Genomic DNA, 23717 nt, shown 5'->3' on the forward strand with positions numbered 1-23717 from the left:
CACCCGCCTCGCTTCGGCCATGTCCCTCGTGTACTTTCCGAGTGCTCGCACAGACCGCTGTCCTGTTCTCGCCTGTGCCGCCCCGCCGTCACGGAGCGGGGGCGGCACGAAACGCCGCATGATTGGGGGCTCGAAAGGTATGTCCGTACGACTCCTTCGCCGAGCGCACTTCCCCTGTCGGCGATGTACCGAGACGGCCTGACGCCGGTCACACCGGGTACCGCGCGAGAAGTCTCCTCCGGAAAGGGTCCGTCTTTCCGGTTTTCCGGCGCCGCGTGAATCCCGCTGCCTTCACCCGTACCGAAGCACCTCACCGGCCGCGATGACGCACGCCCTTTTCCGGGTGGCGCGCGGCGCCGGTGGTGTTCGCGAGAAATGACGACTTCAAGGTTCGAAGGATGATGGCGAAACTCTCGGGGTCCGAGGAATTGTCCCTGTCCGACATGCTGCGCGCGGCCATACTCGCCCAGCCCGACCGCACCGCCGTCTCCTGCGGTACCCAGCGGCTGACGTTCCAGCAGCTCGGTGACCGCAGCGAGCACCTCGCCGGCCGGCTACGGCGCCTGGGGGCGGCGGCGGACGTCGCCGTCGGCATCTTCATGGAGCCGTCCGTCGACCTCATGGCGAGTGTGTGGGGCGTCCTGCACGCGGGCGCCGCCTATCTGCCGCTGTCCCCGGAGTACCCGGACGAGCGGGTGCGCTACATGATCGCGGACTCCGGCACCGGGATCGTCCTCACCCACGCGTCCCTGGTCCCCCGGCTGCGCGCGCTCACTCCCCCGGGGACGCGCATCGTCACGCCGGACGGCGGGGAGGAGGGGGCCGGGGCCTTCGACCGGTCCGTCCCGGCGCCACCGGCCCAGGCTCCGGCCCCTGCCCAGTCCCCGGTCCCGGCCCGCCCCGACGCGCTGGCCTATCTCATCTACACCTCCGGCAGCACCGGCAGCCCCAAGGGCATCGGCATCGAGCAGCACAGCATCGTCCGGCAGCTGCGCTGGCTCGCCGAGGAACAGGGGCTGGACCACCGCCGGACCGTGCTCCAGAAGACGCCGCTCAGTTTCGACGCGGCCCAGTGGGAGATCCTGGCGCCGGCCTGCGGCAGCGCCGTCGTGATGAGCGAACCGGGCGGATACGCCGACCCCGAGGGGCTCATCGGCCTCGTCCAGGCGCACGGCGTCACCACCCTCCAGGGGGTGCCGACCCTGCTCCAGGCGCTCGTGGACACCGGGCGGCTGTCCGGCTGCACCTCGCTCACCCATGTCTTCAGCGGCGGCGAGGCACTCACCCGGACCCTGGCCATCGAGCTGCTGGACGCGCTGCCGGACTGCGCGCTGGTCAACCTGTACGGGCCGAGCGAGTGCACGATCAACGCCTCCGCCCACACCGTGGACCGGAACACCGTGCGGGACGGCCCGGACCACCTGCCCATCGGGCGGCCGGTACCCGGGCTGGCCTTCCACGTCCTCGACCCCGCCGGCCGGCCGCTCGCCCCCGGTGAGGCGGGCGAACTGCACATCAGCGGAGCCCAGTTGGCGCGCGGCTACTGGAACAACCCGGAGCTGACCGGCCGCCGGTTCCCGCCCAACCCGTTCGCCGACCCCGCCGACCCGCACTCCGCCCGCCTCTACCGCACCGGTGACCTGGCCCGCTGGAACGACGACGGCACCGTGCAGTTCCTCGGCCGCACCGACAGCCAGGTCAAGCTGCGCGGCTTCCGGGTCGAGCTGGACGAGGTCAAGGTGTCCATCGAGCGGCACGACTGGGTGAAACGGGCGGCCGTCCTGGTCCGGGAGGACACCCGGGTCGGCGCCAACCTGGTCGCCTTCGTCGAACTCGACCCGCGCCGGGCCGCGTTGATGGACCAGGGCAACCACGGCGCCCACCACCAGTCCAAGCGGAGCAGACTCCAGCTCAAGGCGCAGCTCGCCGATCTCGGGGTGCGGCGGGAGGAGGGGCCCCCGGCGGTCGGGCTGCCGGGCCGGGACGCCACCGCCGAGCAGCGGCGCACGGTGTTCGGCCGCAAGACCTACCGGTTCTACGACGGCGGCGGCGTCGACCGCGCCGACCTCCTCGCCCTGCTCGCCCCCCGGACCGCCGACCCGACGGACCCGGCCCGCGAGCCCGGCGACCTCGACCTCGCCGAACTGGGCTTCCTGCTGCGTTACTTCGGGCAGTTCCACAGCACCGAGCGGCTGCTGCCGAAGTACGGCTACGCCTCACCGGGATCGCTGTACGCCACGCAGCTGTACCTGGAGCTGTCCGGGATCGCCGGGCTCGACGCGGGCTTCCACTACTACCACCCGGTGCTGCACCGGCTGGAGCGCATCGCCCCGGCCCCGGCCGGGCCGCCCCGGCTGCGCGCGCACCTCGTCGGGCGGCGCTCCGCCATCGAGCCCGTCTACCGGAACAACATCGAGGAGGTCCTGCGCTTCGAGGCGGGCCACCTGGTCGGCCTCTTCGACCACGTGCTGCCCCGGTTCGGGCTGCGGATCGGCGCGCTGGCCGCCGTACCCGGGGTGAAGGAGCTGCTGCGCTGCCCCGACGAGGACTACTACCTGGGGTCCTACGAGGTGGCGAGCGCCGCCGCCGCGCCGGACGCGGGCAGCGCGGTCGAGGTGTACGTGCAGGCCCACCCCGGGCGGGTCGCCGGGCTGCCCGGCGGACAGTACCGGTACCGGGACGGCGACCTCGTGCCCGTGTCGGAGGAGTTGGTGCGGCGGCGGGACGTCATCGCCATCAACCAGGAGGTGTACGAGCGCGCCGCGTTCGGGGTCGGCCTGGTCGGGCGGGCCGCCGAGCCGTGGCAGCGGTACGCCGACCTCGGCCGGGAGCTGCAACGCCTCCAGCTCAACGGGCTGCACCTCGGGCTGATGTCGGCCGGGTACAGCTCCGAGACCGGGAACCCGCTGCCGGCCGCCCTGCGACTCGCCGAGATCACCGGCCACGGACCGGACGCCGCCTCGTACTTCGCCGTCGGCGGGCGGATCAGCGCCGAGCAGTGGCGGAGCGAGGGCATGCGGGAGGACTCCGTGCACCTGCGCGGCCCGGCGGAGATCGTCCGGGACAACCTCGCCGAGACGCTGCCGCCGTACATGGTGCCCAACCGGGTCACCGTGCTGGACGCGTTCCCGCTGACCCCGAACGGCAAGGTCGACCAGCGGGCGCTGCGCGAGCTGGACCGGGCCGCCGTGGACGACGCCGAGACACCGGTCGTAGCGCCCCGCACCCCCACCGAGGAGGCGATCGCCGCGCTGTGGGCGCAGGTGCTGCGGCAGGAGCGGGTCTCCATCCGCGACGACTTCTTCGCGGCCGGCGGGCACTCGCTGACGGCGGTCAGCCTGGTCGGCCGGATCAACCGGGAACTGGGCGCCGCCCTGCCGCTCCAGGTGCTGTTCGACGCGCCGACCATCGCCGAACTGGCCCGCCGGGTCGACCGGGAGCCCACGACCGCGCTGTCCCGGCTGGTGCGGCTGCGCGCCGGGGACGGCGGCCGGCCGGTGTTCTGCTGGCCCGGCCTCGGCGGCTACCCGATGAGCCTGCGGCTGCTGGCCGGACGGCTCGACGAACCGGGCCGGCCGTTCGTCGGGGTGCAGGCGTACGGCGTCAACGCGGGCGAGGTGCCGTACCCGGCCTTCGAGGAGATGGTCGCGGCGGACCTCGCACTGATCCGGCGCCTCCAGCCGTCCGGGCCGTACACGCTGTGGGGCTACTCCTTCGGGGCGCGGCTCGCCTTCGCGGCCGCCCACCGACTGGAGCGGGCCGGCGAGCGGGTGGACGAGGTGGTGCTGCTCGCGCCGGGCAAGCCCCCGGTGGAGGCGGACGGCCGTGCCACGGCCGACTTCGGCGACCCCGCCTTCGTGTCGATCCTCTACTCGGTGTTCGCCGGGAACCTGGAGCCGTCGGCGGTGGCCGCCTGCCTGGCCGCGGCCCGGGACGAGGAGTCCTTCACGGCGTTCGTCCTGAGCCGGTTCGCGCACCTGGACCCGGACCTGGTGCGGCGGATCACCGGGGTGGTGCGGCGCACCTTCCGCTTCGAGTACGACCCCGGGGACCTGTCCGAGCGCGGGCTCCGGGCGCCGGTCACGGTGCTGCGCGCCCGCGGCGACCAGGACTCCTTCCTCGACGCCGGCCACGCCCTGACGGTCGACCCGCCCACGGTGCACCGGCTGGACGCCGATCACTACCAACTGCTGCGCGCGCACGGAATGGACGAACTCGTCGGCGCCCTACGGTCCCGCCGACCCACCGGAAAGGTCATCGGAGTGCCCCACGTCAGCATCAAGCATTTCCCGGACAACCTCGCCGCCGACCAGATCTCCACCCTGGTCGACGCGATCACCAGCGCCGTGCGCACCGCGTTCTCCGTCGACGCGGGCGCCGTGTCGATCGCCCTGGAGCCGGTGGCGCGGGACGTGTGGAACGAACGGGTCTACATACCGGAGATCGTCGAAGGCACCGGGAACCTCGTCAAGGCCCCCACCTACTGAGCCGGGCGGAGACCTCATGCACAGGGTGTTCGTCCGGGCGGGGGAGGACCTCGCCGTGATCGTCGCGCGGGACCCGTCGGTGCGCGGCCGCGGGGAGGCGCTGCTGCACCCGGCGCTGCCCGCCCTGTGGGCGCACCGGGCGGCCCACGCCCTGTACCGGCGGGGCCGCCGCAGGGCGGCCAAGCTGCTCGCCTACTGGGCGCGGTCGGTGACCGGGATCGAGATCCATCCGGGGGCCCGGCTGGGCCGGCGGGTGTTCATCGACCACGGGGCCGCCGTGGTCATCGGGGAGACGGCCGAGGTCGGCGACGACGTCACGCTCTACCACCAGGTCACGCTCGGCGCGGTCGGCTGGTGGCGGGACGGGCGGCGCCCGGCCGGTGCCCGCCGGCACCCGGTCGTCGGCGACCGGGCGGTGCTCGGCGCGGGCGCGACCGTGCTGGGCCCGGTCACCGTCGGCGCGGACGCGCTGGTCGGCGCCGGCTCCCTGGTCGTCGGCGACGTGCCCGCGGGGGCCCGGGTGCTGGCGCCCGTCGCCGCCGTCGTCCTCCCGCCGCCGGTGGCCGAGCGGGGGGAGGCGGTCGAGCGGGCGGAGGCGGGCCGGTTGCTGCGCGCGCTGGCCACCTCCGGCTGCTGGTGAGGCCCGCGTCCCGGTCCGGTGTCCACCGCCTTCTGCCCCTGTCCGCCGCTGTACGCCGCATTCCCGCCCGGCTCCGTGCCGGTACGCCATCGGAGGCACAGATGATTCACGTCGGTGTCCTGGAGAGCAATCTCTCCGGTTCCGGCTTCGAGGGCCTGCAGATCATCAAGGAACTCGACTGCCGGGTCACCTTCTTCACCCGCGACCTGGACCGGTACCTGGAAGTGCCGGGCGGTCCGGCCTACTTCGACGCCTATGTGGACGAGATCGTCCACTGTGAGACCAACATCCTGGCGGAACTGCTTCCGCGGGTGCACGCGATCGGGGCGAAGCACCCGTTCGACGCGTTCCTGACGCTGGCCGAGTACGACGTCGTCGTGGCCGCCGAGGTCGCGGTGCGCCTCGGACTGCCGACCGTCAGCGTCGACGGGGTCGCCACCGCCCGGAACAAGGCGCTGATGCGCCGCCGCTGCGCCGAACTCGGCGTGCCCATACCGGAGTTCCGCACCGTGCGGACCCCCGAGGAGGCCGCCGTCGCCGCCGCCGAGATCGGGCTGCCCTGTGTGGTGAAGCCGGCCGACGAGACCAGCAGCGCCGACGTGCGGCTGGTGGACACGGCGGCCGAGGCCGGTGAGCACGTCGCGCTGATCCGCTCCCGGGTCGAGAACACCCGGGGCCAGGCCCGGTACCACGAGCTGATGGTGGAGGAGTATCTGAGCGGGCCCGAGGTCAGCGTCGAGGTGCTGGCCGACGGCGACCGGTACGAGGTGTTCGGGGTCACCGACAAGTCGGTCGCCGGCCAGGGTTACTTCGTGGAGCTGGCCCACAGCTTCCCCTCCGGGCTGCCCGAGCCGGTGGTGCGGGCCTGCGGCGACCTGGCGGTGCGGGCGCTGCGCGCGGTCGGGTTCGACCTGGGCATGGCCCACGTCGAGATCAAGGTGACCGCGTCCGGACCGAAGCTCGTCGAGATCAACCCGCGCCCCGCCGGCGGCAAGATCACCTACCTGGTGGACCGGGCGCTCGGCATCAAGTCGCTCGAACTGGTGGCCCGGCAGTACCTCGGCCGGCCGCTGCCCGCCCGGGTGCTGCCCGAGCGGCCGGCCGGCGGCGCCGCGATCCGCTACCTCACCGCCCCGCCCGGCCGGGTGGTGTCGGTCGCCGGACAGGCGCGGGCCGCCGCGCTGCCCGGCGTCGAGGAGGTCGTCGTCAAGCCGGAGCCGGGCGCGGTGCTGCGGGAACCGCGCCGCAACGGCGACCGGGCCGGGCACGTGCTGGTGGTGGCCGCGAGCGCGCAGCTCGCGGCACGTACCGCCGAGGCCGCGGCGCAGGAGATCGTCATCCGCACCGAGCCGGTCCCCCGGCGCCCGGTCGCGGACTCCCTGGCCGACCTGATCGGCGGCACGCCCCTGCTGCGGCTCCCGGCCGGGCTGCTCGCGGACGGCGTCCCGGGCGGCGTCCCGGCCGGCGCCGAGGTGCTGGCCAAGCTGGAGCTGTTCAACCCCTGGTCCAGCAGCAAGGACCGGGCGGCGCTGGCGATGCTGCGCGGCGCCGAGGAGCGGGGGCTGCTGACACCGGGCACGGGCACGGTGATCGAGGCGACCTCGGGCAACACCGGGATCTCGCTGGCCGCGCTGGCGGCGGCACGCGGCTACCGGTGCGTGATCGTGCTGCCGGACAACGCGACGCCGGAGCGGGTGGCGGTGCTGCGGTCGCTGGGCGCGGAGGTGGTACGGACCGCGCACACGGGCGGCTACCAGGCGGCCGTCGACCACGCCGAGGAACTGCACCGGCTCACCCCCGGTTCCTGGTTCTGCCGCCAGCACGACAACCCGGACAACCCGCGCGCGCACTACGAGACCACCGGCCCGGAGCTGTGGTCCGACGCCGAGGGGCGCATCGACGTGTTCGTCTGCGGCGTCGGCACCGGCGGCACGCTGAGCGGAGCCGGCCGGTACCTGCGCGAGCGGCACCCCGGCCTGCGCGTCGTCGCGGTCGAACCGGCCGGCTCGCCCCTGCTCTCCGGCGGCGAACCCGGCACGCACGCCATCCCCGGCTTCAACGGCGGCTTCATCGCGCCCACGACCGACCGGGACCTCATCGACGAGGTCATCGCGGTCTCCGACGCCGACGCCCTCGACACCACCCGGCGCCTCGCCCGCCACACCGGCCTGACGGTCGGCATCTCGGCCGGCGCCGTCGTCCACGCCGCCACCGCCGTCGCCGCCCGCCCCGCCCTGCGCGGCCGGCGCGTCGTCACCCTCCTCCCGGACAGCGGCGAGCGGTACCTGAGCCTGCTGGGCGCGGAGCCGGAGCCGGTGCCGGCGGGCGCGGGTGGCGGGGGCGACCGGTGACCGGGCAGGGTCCGGCACCCGCGCCCACCGGTGCCGACGACCGCCCCCGCCTCCTCATGGTCATGCCCTACCGGCAGTTCGTCGCCAAGGCGCGCGCCGCCGGGTTCTGGGTCGGGGCGGTGTGGGACCCCCGGCTGGAGACGCCGGAGTACCTGGACGACGTACGGGCCTCGGCCGATCTGTTCGTGCTCGCCGACTTCGAGGACGCGGAGGGGCTGCGGCAAACGATCCGGGAGACCGCGCGGGAGCACCGGGCCGGGTGGGTCTACCACATCGGCCGGGAGGAGACGATGGTCGCCGCCCACGAGGTGGCCGAGGAGCTGGGTGCCGGGCTGAACCCGGCCGAGGCGGTGCGGTGTCTCACGGACAAGCACGCCATGCGGGAGCTGCTCGCCCGCCGGGGCCTGTCCCCGGTGGCGTTCGAGGCGGCGGCGACCCGGCGCGAGGTGCCGGACGCGGTCGCGCGCATCGGGTTGCCGGCCGTGGTCAAGCCGACCGCGCTGGCCGGCAGCCGCGCGGTGTTCCTGTGGCGCGAGCCGGCCGACCTGGCCGCCTGGACCGCGCTGGTCGAGCGGTACGGCTACGACGGCCCCTTCCTGGTCGAGGAGTACCTGCGCGGGCCCGAGTACAGCGTGGAGACCCTGAGCCGGGACGGCCGCCACCAGGTGGTCGGCATCACCGCGAAACTGCTCGGCCCGCCACCGCTGTTCGTGGAGGTCGGACACGTCCACCCGGCGCCGCTGCCCGAGGCCCGCAGACGGGCGGTGGAGGAGCTGACCACGGAGTTCCTCACGGCGTGCGGCTACCGGTTCGGGCCCGCGCACACCGAGGTCATCTGGACCCCGCGCGGCCCGCGCGTCGTGGAGTCGCAGGCCCGCCTCGGCGGCGACCGGATACCCCGGCTGATCCGGCTCGCCACCGGCCTGGACATCGAGCGGGCGATCTTCGACGCCCTGGCGGGCGCACCGGCCGCACCGGTCACCCCGGCCGGGACGGCGATCGTCCGGTTCTTCACCTTCCCGCCCGGCCGCGTCGAGGAGATCCGGGGCCTGGAACGCGCCGGCCGCCTCGCCTACGTGGACGAGCTGAGCCTGCGCCTGGCTCCGGGGGACACCGCCCCGGAGGTCCGCGACTCCAAGAGCCGGCACGGGCACGTCATCGTCTCCGGCGCCTCGTACGAGGAGGCGCTGGCCCGCTGCGAGCAGGTGCTCGGCACCGTCGAGGCCGTAGTCGACGGGACCCCGGCGCGGGCGGACGGCCGTACCGGGAGCCCCGTATGAGGACCGGCGGCGTATGAGAACCGGCGGCACCCCTTCCCCCCACCCCGAAGAAAGGCACCGACCCATGCAGTGGACCGCATCCGCACCCCGGAGGTCGCCATGACCAGCCCCGCCGCCGACGCGCAGGTGGTGTTCGTCGGCTACAACGCGGCCTATCTGCGCGCCATCGACGGACGCGTCCCGGCCGGATCCGTGGTGGTCGTCGAGGAGCCCGACATCATCCGCAAGCGCGAACTGCACGGCGCCGCCGACCGGTTCGGGTGCCTGGACCGGATCGTCCCGGCGCCCTACCAGCAGGCGGACGGCGCCCTGGACCTGGCGGCGGAGCTGACGGCCGCCCGCCCGGTGGCCGCCGTGGTGCCGGGTCTGGAGTACGCGGTGCCGGCGACGGCCGCGCTGGCCGAGAAGCTGGGCCTGCCCGGTGCCGGCGAGCCGGCCGCACGGACCCTGCGGGACAAGGTGCGGCTGCGCGAGGTCACCTCGGCGGCCGGGATCCGCAACCCGCGCTGGCGCGAGATCCACGGACCCGGCGACATCCTGGACTTCGCCGCCGGCGGCCCGGTGGTGGTCAAGCCGGCGAACCGGCAGGCCAGCGTCGGCGTGCAGCTGCTGGACGCGGTGGACGCCGGCGGCGCGGCCGAGGCCTGGCGGCGCACCTCGGAGGCCGCCGAGTACGAACAGGTGCCCGACCGTGAGCTGACCTGGCGCTTCCTCGCCGAGGAGCGGCTGCGCGGCCCCGAGTACAGCGTCGAGGCCCTGGTGCGCGAGGGCGAGGTCGTCTTCGAGAACGTCACGGCCAAGACGGTGGTCCCGGGGCCGTACCCGGTCGAACTCGGCCACCTGCTGCCCGCCCCGCTGGACTCCGGGCCTCAGGAGGCCTTCGGTACGGCGATCCGGGCGCTGGTGGCCGCCATCGGCTTCGGCACCGGCATCCTGCACGCCGAGTGGATCCTGACCGAGTCCGGTCCGGCGCTGGTCGAGTGCGCCGGACGCTGCCCCGGCGACCATCTGATCGACCTGATCGACCTGGCCTACGGCACCCGGATCCGGCTGACCCTCATCGACCTGCTGGCCGGCCGTCCCGTCTCGCTGCCCCGCGCACCGGAACAGGGCGCGGCGATCCGGTTCCTGGCCGCCGCGCCCGGCACGGTCACGGACATCGCCGGGCTGGCGGCGGCGCGGGCGCTGCCCGGGGTGCGGGACGTGGCCCTGGACGTCGGGCCCGGCCAGGAGGTACGGCCGTGGACGTCCTCCTGGGACCGCGCCGGGCACGCCATCGCGACCGGCCCCGACGCGGCGGCGGCACTGCGGCACGTGCTGGCCGCGGACCACACCGTCCACATCGCAACCCGCTGAGCGGCGGGACGAGTTGAGGAAACATATGTCTCATCTGTGGCAGCGCGTGCCCGGGGGCTCGGTCGGTCTGCGGCTGGCCGTGATGGCGATGATCGACGCGGTCGGCACGGGCGCCTTCCTGGCGGTCTCGGTGCCGTTCATCACCCACTCGGTCGGCCTCTCCGAAGGCAGGCTGGGACTCGGCCTGACCCTGTCCGCGGCCATCGCCCTGGGCACGGCCATCCCGATCGGCGTCCTCGCCGACCGGATCGGCCCGAAGAAGGTCCTGGTCGGGGTGAGCCTGTGGCGCTGCGCGTGCTTCGTGCTCTACCCGCTGGTCCAGAACCTGTGGCAGTTCCTGACGGTGGTGTGCCTGCTCGGCCTGGTCGACAAGGCGGCGGCGCCGATGGAGCAGGCCTTGGTGGGGCAGGCGACGCAGGCCGACGACCGGGTGCGGGTGGTCGCGGTCCTGCGGTCCCTGCGCAACGTCGGCTTCACCGTCGGCGCCCTGCTCGGCGGCATCGGCCTGCTCGCCGACACCCGCGCCGGCTACAGCGTGATCCTGCTGCTGAACGCGGCCTCGTTCGCCGTCCTCGCCACGCTGGCCGCCCGGCTGCCGGTGCTGAGCGCGCCCGCGAAGAGCCTGCGCCGGCGGTTCTCGGCCAGTGTGCTCAAGGACGGCTCCTTCCTGTCCTTCACCGGTGTCAACGCGGTCCTGACGATGCACATGACCCTGCTGAGCATCGGCATCCCGCTGTGGATCGTCGGCCACACCGACGTCTCCTCGGCGCTGATCTCGCCGCTGGTCGCGGTCAACACCGTCCTCGCCGTCGCCCTCCAGGTGCGGGCCAGCCGGGGCACCGACACCATCGCCGGGGCCTCCCGGGCCCTGGTGCGGGCCGGTGTCTCCCTCGCCCTGTGCTGCCTGCTGCTGGTGGCCGCGCCGAAGCTGCCGGTCGCCCTGGCCGTGGCCGTGCTGGTGCTGGCCATGGTCGCGCTGACCGGGGGCGAGCTGTTCCAGTCGGCCGGCGGCTGGGGCGGCTCCTATCTGCTGGCCGCGCCCGGCGAGGAGGGCGTCTACCTCTCGGTGTTCTGGCTGGGCGTCGCCGTGCAGCAGATCGCGGCTCCGGTCCTGGTCAGCCTGGTCGTCACCACGGGCAGCGCGGGCTGGGTGGTCCTGGCCGCGCTGTTCGCCCTGTGCGGTCTGGCCGCCCCGGCCATCGGCAGGTGGGCACAGGCCCGCGCCGACGACCGTGCGCGACCGGACCCGGACCCGAGCCTCGCCGAGACCACCTAGCCACTCGATCCACTCGATCCCCCTTTTTCCGACCACCGCGTACCGATCCGGTCGCCCCTCAGGAGAGCCAAGGAGAGCCATGTCCGTTCCGCTGTACGTCCCCGCAGGTGAGGGCGAGTACGTCAACATCCGTGACACGAAGAGGACGTACCTCAAGCTGACCACGCCCGACTCCGACGGCGAGTTCGGCTTCTTCGAGCACCACATGGCTCCGGAGGCCAAGGGTGCCGCCCCGCACATCCACAAGCAGTCCACCGAGATGTTCTACGTCGTGAAGGGCGAGATCGAGTTCACCATCGGGGACCGCAAGGTGGTGGGTGAGCCGGGCGCGTTCGCCTACGTCCCGAAGGGGGAGCCGCACGGCTTCACCAACCGGGGCACCGAGGACGCCACCCTGCTGATCATGTTCTATCCGATCTACAACCGCGAGGACTACTTCCGCGGCCTGGGCCGGCTGACGGCGGGCGGTCGCAACCCCACCCTGGAGGAGTTGCAGGAACACATGGCGAAGTACGACCAGTTCATGGTCTGAGCCGTGGGTCGGGGTGGCCCGGTGGCGCGGTCTCGCGCGCCGCCGGGCCCTCCGCGCGGTCAATCCGCCTCCGAGACCTCCGGGTTGCGGAACCGCCACTGCAACCCCTTCACCCGCTCGGCCAGTTCGGGAACCGGACCGGCCACCGGCAGACCGGGGACGACCTCCTGGACGGTGAGGGGGCTGAGCGGCGAGGTGGCGGTCACGCCCCACTCGGCCTTCCAGTCCCGGGCCTGCCGGGCGGAACTGGCGTACACGATGCGGCCGAGGCCGACCCAGCCGTGGGCGGCGGCGCACATCGGGCAGTGCTCGCCCGAGGTGTACACGGTCGCCGAGGCACGCTCCTCGGGCGCGAGGTGGAGGGCGGCCCAGCGGGCGAGTTCGAACTCCGGGTGCCGGGTCGGGTCCCCGGTGCTGGACTCGCGGTTGCGGTCCTCGGCGAGGACCGTGCCGTCCACGCCGACGAGCACCGAGCCGAACGGCCAGTCACCGGCGGCCACGGCCTCGGCGGCCAGTTCGACACAACGGCGCAGATACGGCAGGTCGGCTTCGGTGACGGTGGTGCCGGGGGCGGGCGGGCGATCGTCGGTGGTCACGGATGCTCCGTCTCTCTCCAGGGGGCCGGTCACGGCCGGGGGCGGTGGGCGGCCACGGTGGCCAGTGCCTGCCAGGCCGTCTCGGGGCGCAGGGTCTCCTCGGGATCGCCGAGATAGGGATCGAGGAGCAGGGTTTCGGCACCGGCGGAACGGAGTTCCTCGATGTCGCCGAGAATCTGCTCCAGGGTGCCTTCTCCGGCCCGCCGGTCCGGATGGTCCAGGGGTTTTTCCGTGATGCGGAGAATCATGCGCGGGGCCAGTTCCGGGACGGGTTTCTCCAGCCGGCCGGCAATGTCCTTCACCCGGTTCAGGGCGTCCCGGAACCACGGCATGGTGAAGCGCAGCGGATGCCAGGGATAACCGAGCCGTACCGCGCGGGAAATCGCGGCGTCGCTGTTGCCGCCGATCCAGACCGGAATCCTCCCGGGGCCGTAGTCGGCCTCGTTCTCCCACGCGGTGCGCATGGTTTCCAGGTACGCGTCGGTGAGCGCGCCACGGCGTTCGAACGGTACGCCGAGCGCCGCGAACTCCTCGCGGGCCCAGCCGACGCCGACGCCCAGGATCAGCCGCCCGCCGCTGAGTTGGTGCAGGTTGGCGGCCATCCGGGCGACCAGCAGGGGGTGCCGGTAGGGCACGATGAGCACGGTCGTGCCGAGCTGGATCCGGGTCGTGATCCCGGCCAGCCAGGCGAGAGTGGTGACAGGTTCGTAAAAGGGGGCCGGATATTGTCCGGCGACATCCGAAGTGATCGCCACATGGTCGGAGAGCATCAGCAGATCGAAGCCGAGCCCTTCCGCTGTTCCGGCCCAGCGGGCCAGGTTGTCCGGGTTCGTTCCGGGCCCGAAGTTGGGGACGTTCACGCCTATCCGCATGGGCTCACAGTAGCAACTGCGCGATGAATTCGGGCCGTTGTTCCACGACTGTTTCCAGGCCGCCGAATTCACCCGGCCCGGCGGGTGGCGGTCCGGTTTTCCGGCGCCGGGCGGTGATTCCTCGCGCGCCCCGGGCGAAGCTCCAGGAGCAGGAATACGGCCGGCAGGGCGGCCGCCGCCGGGAAGAGGACGCGGGGACCGCCGAGGGCGAGCAGGGGGCCGCCGACGAGGGAGCCGGCGCCGGTACCGCCGTCGAAGGCGATGTTCCACGCGACCCCGGCCAGCGCCAGCCCGGCCGCGTGGTCCCCGGCCGCCCGCATCGCCAGGACCAGGGTGGCGCTCTGCACCGCGCCGAAGCCCGCCCCGAACAGGGCGGCACCGGCCAGCAGCAGGACCGGCCGGCCGGGTGCCGCGCCCGCCGCCGTGCCGAGCACGGTGACGAACCCGGCGGGCCACAGCACCCGCCGGCCGCCGTACCGGTCGATCAGGGGGCCGGCGCCGAGCCGGGAGAGCACGGTGGCGAGCTGTGCGGCCAGCAGCGCGGCGGGCGCGGCCGGGGTGGTGAGCGGCAGGAAGGTGAAGACGACGCCGTACGCCGTGGTGGAGGCGGCCTCCACCGAGAGGGGGCCGGCCAGGGGGCGCAGCGAGCGCCGGATGTCCCGCGGACGGCGCCGCCCGGTCCCGACAGGCCGGTCGGTCGCGGGGTGGTCGGGGGCGCGGGGCAGGCCGAAGGCGCCGGCCACCACGAGCGCGGCCGTGCCCGCCGCGAGCGCGAAGGCGAGCCCGTACTCCGCCCGGCGGGCCAGGGCGATGCCGGCGGGCGCCCCGAGGACACCGGCGACCCCGACCACCGCGCCGTACCAGCCGATGGCCCGGCCGCGCCGGCCGGCCGGGAACAGCTCGGCGGTGAAGGTGACACCGGCGACGACGAAGACGCCGAAACCCAGGCCGCGTACGGCGGTGAGGGCGGTGAGGGCGGGCAGCGACCCGGCGGCGGACAGCAACGGGCAGGGCAGCGCGAGCAGGACGCCGCTCAGCGCGAGGGCGTACCGGCGGCCGAGCCGGGCGAAGAGCCGGGGCGTGACGGGCTGGACGAGCAGGGTGGCCGCCATGAGCGTGGCGGTGAGGGCGCCCGCGCCGGCCGGACCGGCACCGGAGCGCACCGCGTACGCGGGCAGCGCGGAGAGGGTGAGGTTGAAGCTCGCGAAGCCTCCGAACGCGGCGGTCAGCGCTCCGCCGACGGCCGCCCGCCTGCCCATGGCTCCCCCTGCCCCCGCGAGCACGAGGCTCTGGTTCGCGGGGGCCCAGACTACAGATCGCCCGTCGGCCGCCGGTCCCGTCGGACGGACACGGCCGTCATCAGCGCGACGATCACGAGCGCCACGGCCGGCGGCGCGCAGAAGTACATCATCCGCGGACGCTCCCTCTCTCTGCTCGTCCTCTTCTGCCGGTGTCCGGCATCGGAACCCTCATGATGGGCCGGGGAGCGGGGGGCGCGCATTGCCGGTTTCCGGCAGCGTTCACTAGGGTCTGCGTGCCGGACGGGCGTCAAGGACACGTCAGTACGGCGTCAGGATCGCGGGAAGACGGGGGCGGCGTGACCGAGCGGCAGGACGGGTCCGAGGAGTACGTGGCGGGGTTCGGCCGGACCCTGGCCGAGGTGGCGGTCAGCGGCCGGCGGTTGAACCGGGAGGAGCTGAAGCTGCGCCGGGCGCTGGGCGAGCAGGCCGCCGAGGCGGGGCTCGGACTGCGCACGCTGGTGGTGGCCCACCTCGCCATGGCCCGCACCGCCTGGCCCGCCAGGGCCGGTTCGGTGGACGGCGCGCTGGCGGCCGTACAGCAGGCGGTCGACGCGTTCGCCGAGGGCTACGAGGACGCCCAGCGCCTGGCCGTGCGCCGGGAGGAGGCGGCACGGCGGGAGTTCGTCGACGACCTGCTGTACGGCCGCAGCGACCTGGGCCGGCTGGCCGAGCGCGCCGAGCGTTTCGGGCTGCGGCTGTCCCGGGCGCACGCGGTGGCCGTCGCTGAGGGGTCGGCCGCCTACCTCGACGGCGGGGCGCTCGCCCGTGGCGTGGAGGCGTCCGTGCTGGCCCGGTTCGACGCCCGCAGCGTCCTGTTCACGACCAAGGGCGGCCGGCTGCTGTGCGTCGCGCCGGGCGACGAGGAAGAGGTGCTCGGTCACTTCGCCGAGCAGGCGGTGGCGGCCATGCCGGGCGCGCGGGTCGCGATCGGCCGCCCGCAGCCCGGCCCCGGCGGGGTGGTGCAGTCGTACGAGGAGGCGCTCGCCGCGCTGGAGATGGCCGGCCGCCTTGGCCTGGCCGGACCGGTGCTGCGCGCCGCCGACCTGCTGGTCTACCCGGTGCTGGCGCGGGACCGGCAGGCGCTGGCCGACCTGGTGGCCCACGCGCTCGGCCCGCTCACCGGGGCCCGGGGCGGCGCCGAGCCGCTACTGGCCACCCTGGCCGCCTACTTCAACGCGGGCTGCGTGGCCGCCGAGGCGGCCCGCCGGCTCTCCCTCAGCGTCCGCGCGCTGACCTACCGCCTGGCCCGCATCCACACCCTCACCGGCGCGGACCCGACAGACCCCGCCCACCGCTACATGCTCCAGACCGCGGTCATCGGAGCCCGCCTCCTGGACTGGCCGAACCGGCCGTTGTGAGACGGCGCGGCCGGAACCGGGCGCCGCCATACCGCCGCGACAGCCCCGCAAGGCCCGGTCGTCAGGTTCGTCGCGGTGTCGTCGCCGGCACCGGCATGGGGCGGTCCGGCCGGGAGCACGACATCGCCTTTGCCGTGGACTGGTGGAGAGCGGCGCGCAGCACAGCCGTGATGTCCGTGTCGGGATCCGAGGCGAGCAGGATGGCGGTCGCCTGCCGGATCATGTCGTCACAGACCTCCGGAGGCGCCGCGTCCAGCGCCGCACGCTCCCACGCGGGGACCTCGCCGGCCTCGGCAGGCGGCGGAGTCTCCCACGGCAGGGGGAGGCCGCTGCTGGCGTACGGAGCGGCGGGCAGCCCCACCCGGTCCGGGTGGACACACACCGGTACACCGGCGGCGGTGTACCGGTTGTGCCCGTGCTTTCAGTGCCCCGTCGCAGGTTCCCCGGACCGGGGCCGTGACCGTGCGGAACCCGGCACCGGCAGCGGACTAGAACTCCTCGCCCTCCTCGACCGACTTGACCGGTCGCGAGCGGCCCGGTTCGGGTAGTCGGGCCAGTTCGTCGCGGACGACGAGGGCGTCGCCGATGAAGAGGTCGTAGACGAGGATGCCGATGACCCCGCCGATCAGGGGGCCGACGATCGGGATCCACCAGTAGGCGCTGAAGGAGCCGGACACGCTGCCCGGGAAGGCCAGGCTGTCCCAGCCCGCCGCCCAGGTGAACAGGCGGGGGCCGAAGTCGCGGGCCGGGTTGATGGCGTAGCCCGCGTTGGCGCCGTAGGACATGCCGATGGCGGCCACGATGAAGCCCACGATGAGCGGTGCGAGGTTGGCCTTCACGGCCTGGTTGCGGACGTCGAGGACGGCGGCGATCAGCATCAGCAGGAAGGCCGTGCCGGCGATCTGGTCGATCAGCGGCCCCCAGATCCCGCCGTGGAAGTACGGGGCCGGGAAGGTGGCGAAGATGGAGAACGTGGCGTTGGTGTGCCCGTTCACCTTCGGGCCCGGCACGGTGGCGTCGAAGGCGTCGATCGCGTTGTGGTAGACGAGGTAGACCAGCGCCGCGCCGGTGAACGCGCCCACGACCTGCGCGAACACGAAGGGCACCACCTTGGCCCAGGGGAAGCCGCGGCGCACGGCCATGGCCAGGGTCACCGCCGGGTTCAGGTGGGCGCCGCTGATGCCGCCGGCGACGTAGACGCCGAGCATGACGGCCATGGCCCAGCCCCAGGTGATCAGCAGCCAGTCGCCGGCCGCCAGGAAGATCGTCGTCGTGGTGGCGGCCCGGCCCGAGCCGGGCAGCGCGGCCACCGCCATGGCCACGACGCCGCAGCCGAAGGAGATGAGGACGAAGGTCCCGAGGAACTCCGCCAGGCACTCGCCCAGCAGCCCGCCCCGGCTTCTGAGCTTGGACGGCTTGATGAGCGACGGTATTTCGACAGCCATGAAGGCCCCCTTGAAGAGAGCAATGCGGCCCAATATCACCATATTCGCGCATAAACGCTCTTCGCGCAGAGGCAACCCTGGAAAGAGGGCCCGTCAGCTGTCGAGGTCGTCGGCGTAGTGCCGGAAGCCCTGCCGGTCCCGGTGCATGCCCCACAGGGTCTCCGCGAGCACCGCTGGGTCCTTGCGGGCGTGGCCGGGCACGATGGCGCCGGGGATGACGAGCTGCGCCACATGGATGCCCTCGGGGGCGAGCCGGTCGTGCAGCAGGTGTCCGTAGGCGCTCTCGGCCGCGAACGCGATGGACGTACCGGCCCGCTCGGGATGCGGTACGGCGGCGGTGGCGCCGTTCACGAACAGGACGGTGCCGCGGCCGAGCCCACGCATGCCGGGCAGCACCTGCCGTACGGCGGCGACGGGCCCGTACACGGAGAACTCGACCGGTCCGACCAGGTCCCGGTGCCCGGTGTCCAGCACGGGCCGCATGAAGTCCGGGTGCGGGACGGGGCTGTACTGGAGCACCTCGACGGGCCCGAGCGCCCCGGCGGTGTCCGCGAGGGCGGCGGCCAGGGCCTCCGGTTCGCGCACGTCGGCCGGGAAGCCGCGAGCGGTGACGCCCTCCCCGGCGAGTCCGTCCACGAGCGACCGGAGGCGCCCGGGGTCCCGGGCGAGGAGCCCGACGGCGAACCCCTCCCGCCCGAACCGCCGGGCGACGGCCGCGCCCAGACCGGGCCCGGCTCCGACGATGGCGACACAGCTCATGCCCGATGCGTACCGCGCCCGCCCCGCCCCCACACCCCCGGGCGGGCCCCCGGCACTCAGGCCGGCCGCGGCGCCGCCGTCTGCGCCCGGGTGACGGCCCGTACGACGAACGCGCCCGCCACGGCGGCACCGACCAGCGCCGCGTCACTCGCCAGCAGCGGCCACACCTCGTCATAGGCGCGGGCGATGACCTCGTCGGTGGAGTCCTTGTAGACGAGCCCGACCCCGCTGAGCGTCCCGGCCAGCCACAGTCCCCACCACAGGTTGACGGTGAAGGGCACCTTGCGGCCCGGTGCGGAAGCCCGGAAGGCGTCGGCGACCAGTCCGCGCGGGAACCAGAAGTTGACGACGGGAACGATCCAGCCGAGGTACACCCAGACCCCGGCGTACCGGGGCGGGCGCCCCGACAGCGTCCGCGCGTTGTCCCGTACCCGCACCAGCCAGCTCAGGAAGCTCACCGCGCACACCAGGGCGGCGAGGTTCGCGACGCTGGTGACGACGTGGTACGCGTTCTCCAGGCCGTCGAGCGGCCGGTGCACCCCGTTCCCCTGGTCCGGCGGCCCCGAGGCCGGTTCCCCGGCCAGCGCCAGCCGTATCTCCCACGCCGCCCGCAGCGTCCAGCCGAGCCCGGCGAGCAGCAGTCCCCCGACGGCCGCCTGTCCCGCCACCCGTACGGGCCGGAGCCCGGGGGCCTGGCAGGCGCCCTTGATCATCTGTTCGGTCACCGGGGCATCCTCGTTCACCCGGTGGCCTGAGGGCCAGGTCAGGCCATCCAGAAGAAGACCGCCGTCATGCGCTTCTCCTCCAGCGTCCGGCCGGAGTAGCCGGTCGCGCTGTGCACCAGGTTGGCGTTGTAGAGGAGCAGCCGGTTGTACTTGTGGGGGACCCGGACGTCCTCCTCGAAGGCGTCGGGCGCGACGAAGCGGGTGCCGAGGGCCTCCACGAGGTTGGTGTGCGGGGCCTGGACGACGTTGCCGCCGAGCCGGCCGCCGGGCAGGGACTGGCGGTAGAAGCTGGTGCCGCAGTCCTTGGGCTGGCGCGGGTTGAGGTACAGCACCGCCGCGTACCGGCACAGCGCGCGCGAGTCGGTGTGCGGGCGCGGCTCGCTCTCGCCCTCGCCGACCACCTGGACGCAGTTGTGGTTGAGGGTGCCGCCGCCGGGCGCCTGCTGGACCCAGAGTTCCTTCGCGCCGGTCGCCTTGCGCACCAGCCGCTCCACGCGGCCGAGTTCGGCGGGTTCCAGGCCCGGCATGGCGCGCAGTCCCGGCCAGGTCTCGGCGGTGTACGGGTACCCCTTCACCCAGTCGTCCTTGGCCAGGCACCGCTCCCGTACGGCGTCCACGTCGGGCAGCACGTCGTCCAGGACCCAGTAGTCACGGCCCTTGGCGGGCTTGCGGTAGGGCAGCACGGGGAGGGCCGCGGGCGGGCGGCCCGCGGGCGGCCGGGGTGCGGGCTGTGGGGGCATGTTCGCGAATCTAGGCGCGGGGCCGCGGCCGCTTCTCCCGGCGGCCGGTCAACGTTTCCCCAACCGTCTGTCATGTACATCAAGTTTTGGCAAGCGGGCCGGCGGACCCACGGGCGGATCAGCGGACCCCGGGGCGGACAAGCGATCCCACGGGCGGGCCGGCGAACCCGCAGGCGACCAGCGGACCCACAGGCGGCCCGGCGCACTTTTTACCCGCCCGGCAGAGAAGAACCGCCTCCGCGTCCGTACTGCTGGGCGTCCGAACCGCCCGCGCCGACCCCGCGGGCGGAGCCACGACCAGGAGGCACGGTGCGCTTTTCGCGGAACGCGACGGGAACTCTCTTCGTGGGCGGTGCGATGGTCCTGACCCTCGCCGCGCTCGCCTATCCGAGCATGCTCGGCGTGAGCACCGTCTCCAGTTCGCAGACGCGGATCATCGCCGGCACCCAGTGGGGGCCGCTCACCGAGGGCGACCGCGACTTCGTGGTGCGGGTGCGCGCGGCCGGGCTGTGGGAGTACCCGCTCGGGCAGATCGGGCTCCAGAAGGGCAGCAGCAAGGGGGTGCGGACGGCGAGCGAGCACCTGATCGACGGTCACGCCGCGCTGGACGCCTCCTGCCGCAAGATCGCCCCGATGCTCAACATCACCCTGCCCAACGTGGCGAGCCCGCAACAGGAGGGTTTCGTCACCCAGTTGAAGGGCGAGAGCGGGAAGAAGTTCGACACCGACTTCGCCAACATCCTGCGGATGACGCACGGTTCGATCTTCAACTCCATCGCGAAGATCCGCTCCACCACCAAGAACTCCCTGGTGCGGGCGCTCGCCGACCAGGCCAACGACACCGTCCTCGACCACATCACGGTGATGGAGAAGACCGGTCTGGTCGACTTCGACCAGACCATCTTCCAGCAGACCACCCCGCCCAAGCTGCCGTCCGCCGACCTGACTCCCCCGGCCCCGCCGGCCGGTCAGCCCGAGGTGGTCCTCACCCCGCCCCCGACCGCCACGTCCACCCCCCTGGACATCGACGGCATCGCGGGCGGCGGCAGCGGGGGCGGCACCCCGGCCCCCGGCGCCAGTCCGACCGTCCGTTAGGGCTCAGGCGAGCCAGACCGTGGTGTCCGGCGGCAGGGTGCCGTCGTCCGGGAGCGGGACACTGGCCAGCAGGACCTCGCCCGGGGGCAGCGGGACCGGGTCGGCCGTCAGGTTGGTGACGCAGCGCCAGGTCTCGCCGCGGGTGAAGTCCAGCACCCCGGCAGGGCCGCCCTCGGTCCAGGTCAGGGTCTCGCCCTCCAGCAGCTTGCGGCGCAGCCGCAGGGCCGTGCGGTACAGCTCCAGCGTCGAGCCCTCGGCACCGGTCTGCGCCTCGACGGCGTACGCCGCGAAGGACGAGGGCTGCGGCAGCCAGGCACCGCCGGTTCCGAAGCCGTACGACGGTCCCGTCGTCGTCCACGGGATCGGCACCCGGCACCCGTCCCGGCCCTTGCGGACGTGCCCGGTCTGCTCCCAGATCGGGTCCTGGAGCACCTCGGTGGGCAGGTCGGCCACCTCGGGCAGGCCCAGTTCCTCGCCCTGGTAGAGGTACAACGACCCGGGCAGCGCCAGCATCAGCAGGGTCGCCGCCCGGGCCCGGCGCAGTCCGGCCGCCGGGTCGAGTGCGGGTGCCCGGCCGCCGGACAGCAGCCAGGCGGCCGGGTCGGTGCCGGGCGGCAGCAGCAGCCGGGAGGCGTGCCGGACCACGTCGTGGTTGGAGAGCACCCAGGTCGCGGAGGCGCCGACGGCATGGGCGGTGGCCAGGGAGTCGGTGATGACCTGGCGGAGTTCCGCCGCGTCCCAGGGCGTCTCCAGGTACTCGAAGTTGAAGGCCTGGTCGAGTTCGTCCGGGCGCGCGTACAGGGCGCGCCGGGTGCCCGGGACCCAGGCCTCGGCGACGGCGGTGCGGGGCGGGCTGTAGGTGTCGAGGATCGTGCGCCAGTCGCGGTAGATCTCGTGCACCTCGTCCCGGTCCCAGTAGGGGTGGTCCCCGGGCGCGACCCGCGGCAGCGCCTGCTCGCCGGTGGCGCCGATGTCGCCGACGTCCCGCAGCGGTTCGGTGAGGTCCTTGGCCAGCGCGTGGGCGACGTCGACGCGGAAGCCGTCCACGCCCCGGTCGGACCAGAAGCGCAGGGTGGTGCGGAAGTCGGCGCGGACCTCGTCGTCGTCCCAGTTGAGGTCGGGCTGTTCGGCGGCGAAGAGGTGGAGGTACCACGCGCCGTCCGGGGTCCGCCGCCAGGCGCTGCCGCCGAACACCGACTGCCAGTCGGTGGGCGGGTGTTCGCCGTGCGCGCCGCGGCCGGGGCGGAAGACGTACCGGTCGCGGGCCGGCGATCCGGGCGCCGAGCGCAGCGCCTCCTGGAACCACGGGTGCAGGTGCGAGGTGTGGTTCGGGACGAGGTCCACGACGACCTTCAGACCGAGCCGGTGCGCCTCGGCCACCAGCGCGTCGAAGTCGTCCAGGGTGCCGAGGCGCGGGTCGACGTCCCGGTGGTCGGCGACGTCGTAGCCGCCGTCGGCGAGTTCGGAGGGGTAGAACGGGCTCAGCCACAGGGCGTCCACGCCGAGCGCGGCGAGGTGGTGCAGCCGCTGGGCGACGCCCCGCAGGTCGCCGAGACCGTCCCCGTCGGCGTCGGCGAAGCTGCGCGGGTAGACCTGGTAGACGACGGCCTGCCGCCACCAGTCGGGGTTCCTGGAGGAGAGGTCTGCCATGGGGATCCCTTCGGGAAGGTCGACGGCACCGCTCCGGGGAATCTGTCCACATCCCCCTGAAAGGGAACATTCGCACGCCGCCGGGACCGCCCCGTCGGCCTACGGCCGCCCGACGGTCTCCAGGTACAGCTTGACGTACCGGTCCACGTCGACGTCCAACGCCACGTCCACCAGGGCCAGTTCGCGGCGGCCCTCGTGGATCTCCGACTCGCCGGGGCGCGGGCGGCGGTCCACGATCGTCTGGCCGCGGGCCGGGCCGGGGGCGAGGGAGACCTCCACCGGGAGGCGGCGGGTGACGATGCCCTCCGGGTCGGCGACCGCGCACACCGCGCCCGCGTCGCCCAGTCCGCCCGCCTCCTCCGCCTCCGGGTCACCGCCCTGCTGGGTCGGCCGGTGCGCGAGGAGGTCGCCGGCCAGCCGCGTCCCGGGCTCGGTGCTACCGCGCAGCCGGTGCACCTCCGGCCCCGGCACCACGACCCGCATGAACACGTCCAGCCCGTACATCGTGATCGGCACCCCGGCCGTCAGCGCGATGGCCGCGGCCTCCGGGTCGTGCCAGACGTTGAACTCGGCGACCGGCGTGGCGTTGCCGGTGGTCACCGCGCCGCCCATGAACACGATCCGCTCGATGTTCCGGGTCACCTCGGGGTGCGTGCGCAGCAGCAGGGCGATGTTGGTCAGCGGCGCGGTGGGGATCAGGGTGACCGGGCGCGGCGAGGCGAGGATCTCGCGGCGCAGCAGGGTGACGGCGTCCACGTCGGCGGGGGCCCGGGTCGGCGCGGGCAGCCCGAGGTCGCCCATGCCGTCGGAGCCGTGCACGTGCCGGGCCGAGCGGGCCGGTTCCAGCAGCGGCCGCTCGGCACCCCGGCCCACCGGGACGTCGGGGGCGCCCGCCCGCTCCAGCACGGTCAGGGTGTTGCGGACCACCCCGTCGACGTCGGTGTTCCCGGCGACACACGTCACCGCCCGCAGGTCGAGCCCCGGGTGCCGCACGGCGAACAGCAGGGCCAGGGCGTCGTCGACCCCGGTGTCACAGTCGATGATCACGGGGATGGGCTGACCGGCCACGGCGGCCTCCTTCCGTCGAGCCGACCTTAGATCAGGACGGGCGGCGGCGAGCGGTCGGTCCCGCAGTGCGGCCCCCGGCCGTGCGGCGGACCCGGGCGCCGGAGCCGACGGGGACGGGTCCGGCCGGCGAGCCCGCTCCTCACCCGGACGGGCCCGGACCGCTGGTGGGGCGGGCGGGGCGGTGGT

The 23717-nt window shown here is 74.0% G+C and carries 19 protein-coding genes and 1 pseudogene; 10 read left to right on the forward strand and 10 right to left on the reverse strand.

From position 1 onward, the window contains the following. Window positions 1–398: 398 nt before the first annotated feature. The 8 genes and pseudogenes from NX794_RS32335 (at window position 399) to NX794_RS32370 (ending at window position 11922) form a co-directional block, all read left to right on the forward strand. Window positions 399–4487, forward strand: coding sequence for an amino acid adenylation domain-containing protein (locus NX794_RS32335; protein WP_258783226.1), 4089 nt, complete (start codon window positions 399–401; stop codon window positions 4485–4487). Between the two features lie 16 nt (window positions 4488–4503). Beyond that, on the forward strand, window positions 4504–5127 hold the full coding sequence (gene epsC / locus NX794_RS32340; protein WP_258783227.1) for a serine O-acetyltransferase EpsC: 624 nt from the start codon (window positions 4504–4506) through the stop codon (window positions 5125–5127). Between the two features lie 101 nt (window positions 5128–5228). Then, window positions 5229–6464, forward strand: a pseudogene (locus tag NX794_RS32345) (ATP-grasp domain-containing protein); the annotation flags it as partial. Then, on the forward strand, window positions 6465–7478 hold the full coding sequence (locus NX794_RS32350) for a PLP-dependent cysteine synthase family protein (protein WP_258783251.1): 1014 nt from the start codon (window positions 6465–6467) through the stop codon (window positions 7476–7478). Then, entirely contained in the window at window positions 7475–8758 is a 1284-nt protein-coding gene (locus tag NX794_RS32355) for an ATP-grasp domain-containing protein (protein WP_258783228.1), read from the forward strand. The genes NX794_RS32350 and NX794_RS32355 overlap by 4 nt, the downstream gene beginning before the upstream one ends. A 99-nt stretch (window positions 8759–8857) precedes the next feature. Beyond that, window positions 8858–10114, forward strand: a complete 1257-nt coding sequence (locus tag NX794_RS32360) for an ATP-grasp domain-containing protein (RefSeq protein ID WP_258783229.1) — start codon at window positions 8858–8860, stop codon at window positions 10112–10114. Between the two features lie 25 nt (window positions 10115–10139). Further along, a complete protein-coding gene (locus tag NX794_RS32365) occupies window positions 10140–11390 on the forward strand; it encodes an MFS transporter (RefSeq protein WP_258783230.1) in 1251 nt (416 codons plus the stop codon). Between the two features lie 79 nt (window positions 11391–11469). Next, window positions 11470–11922 carry a cupin domain-containing protein gene (locus NX794_RS32370; RefSeq protein ID WP_258783231.1) on the forward strand — a complete coding sequence of 151 codons (453 nt, stop codon included), beginning with the start codon at window positions 11470–11472 and terminating at the stop codon, window positions 11920–11922. 59 nt (window positions 11923–11981) lie between these two features. Here the strand turns inward: NX794_RS32370 and NX794_RS32375 are convergent, their stop codons facing one another. From NX794_RS32375 to NX794_RS32385, 3 genes are all read right to left on the reverse strand, one after another. Further along, on the reverse strand, window positions 11982–12518 hold the full coding sequence (locus tag NX794_RS32375; protein ID WP_258783232.1) for a nucleoside deaminase: 537 nt from the start codon (window positions 12516–12518) through the stop codon (window positions 11982–11984). Between the two features lie 29 nt (window positions 12519–12547). Beyond that, the gene (locus NX794_RS32380; protein ID WP_258783233.1) at window positions 12548–13390 is read right to left on the reverse strand and encodes an LLM class flavin-dependent oxidoreductase; all 843 of its coding nucleotides are present in this window, start codon (window positions 13388–13390) and stop codon (window positions 12548–12550) included. Between the two features lie 68 nt (window positions 13391–13458). Continuing rightward, on the reverse strand, window positions 13459–14649 hold the full coding sequence (locus NX794_RS32385) for an MFS transporter (protein ID WP_258783234.1): 1191 nt from the start codon (window positions 14647–14649) through the stop codon (window positions 13459–13461). 338 nt (window positions 14650–14987) lie between these two features. Between NX794_RS32385 and NX794_RS32390 the strand changes: the two genes are divergently transcribed. Further along, window positions 14988–16049 carry a PucR family transcriptional regulator gene (locus NX794_RS32390; protein WP_258783235.1) on the forward strand — a complete coding sequence of 354 codons (1062 nt, stop codon included), beginning with the start codon at window positions 14988–14990 and terminating at the stop codon, window positions 16047–16049. A gap of 61 nt (window positions 16050–16110) precedes the next feature. Here NX794_RS32390 and NX794_RS32395 read toward each other — a convergent pair whose 3' ends face one another. The 5 genes from NX794_RS32395 to NX794_RS32415 all read right to left on the reverse strand — a co-directional run bounded on the left by NX794_RS32395 (window position 16111) and on the right by NX794_RS32415 (window position 19718). Next, window positions 16111–16431, reverse strand: a complete 321-nt coding sequence (locus NX794_RS32395; RefSeq protein ID WP_258783236.1) for a hypothetical protein — start codon at window positions 16429–16431, stop codon at window positions 16111–16113. Window positions 16432–16537: 106 nt separating this feature from the next. Beyond that, window positions 16538–17494 (reverse strand): MIP/aquaporin family protein, encoded by a 957-nt coding sequence (locus NX794_RS32400; protein ID WP_258783237.1) that lies wholly within the window; start codon window positions 17492–17494, stop codon window positions 16538–16540. 93 nt (window positions 17495–17587) lie between these two features. Further along, entirely contained in the window at window positions 17588–18253 is a 666-nt protein-coding gene (locus NX794_RS32405; protein ID WP_258783238.1) for an SDR family NAD(P)-dependent oxidoreductase, read from the reverse strand. A 56-nt stretch (window positions 18254–18309) separates the two neighbouring features. After that, on the reverse strand, window positions 18310–18978 hold the full coding sequence (locus tag NX794_RS32410; RefSeq protein ID WP_428986005.1) for a DUF4328 domain-containing protein: 669 nt from the start codon (window positions 18976–18978) through the stop codon (window positions 18310–18312). A 38-nt stretch (window positions 18979–19016) separates the two neighbouring features. Continuing rightward, complete coding sequence (locus NX794_RS32415; protein WP_258783239.1) at window positions 19017–19718, reverse strand: DUF6445 family protein; 702 nt, start codon at window positions 19716–19718, stop codon at window positions 19017–19019. A 345-nt stretch (window positions 19719–20063) separates the two neighbouring features. Between NX794_RS32415 and NX794_RS32420 the strand changes: the two genes are divergently transcribed. Continuing rightward, the gene (locus NX794_RS32420) at window positions 20064–20813 is read left to right on the forward strand and encodes a DUF4142 domain-containing protein (RefSeq protein WP_258783253.1); all 750 of its coding nucleotides are present in this window, start codon (window positions 20064–20066) and stop codon (window positions 20811–20813) included. Between the two features lie 3 nt (window positions 20814–20816). On the opposite strand, the gene NX794_RS32425 is transcribed toward NX794_RS32420, so the two are convergent. Next, window positions 20817–22463: a glycoside hydrolase family 13 protein gene (locus tag NX794_RS32425; RefSeq protein ID WP_258783240.1), complete on the reverse strand. Its 1647-nt coding sequence runs from the start codon at window positions 22461–22463 to the stop codon at window positions 20817–20819. A 99-nt stretch (window positions 22464–22562) separates the two neighbouring features. After that, window positions 22563–23531: a nucleoside hydrolase gene (locus NX794_RS32430; RefSeq protein ID WP_258783241.1), complete on the reverse strand. Its 969-nt coding sequence runs from the start codon at window positions 23529–23531 to the stop codon at window positions 22563–22565. Between the last annotated feature and the right edge of the window lie 186 nt (window positions 23532–23717).

It is taken from the genome of Streptomyces pyxinicus (assembly GCF_024753135.1).
GTDB classification, from domain to species: Bacteria; Actinomycetota; Actinomycetes; order Streptomycetales; family Streptomycetaceae; genus Streptomyces; species Streptomyces pyxinicus.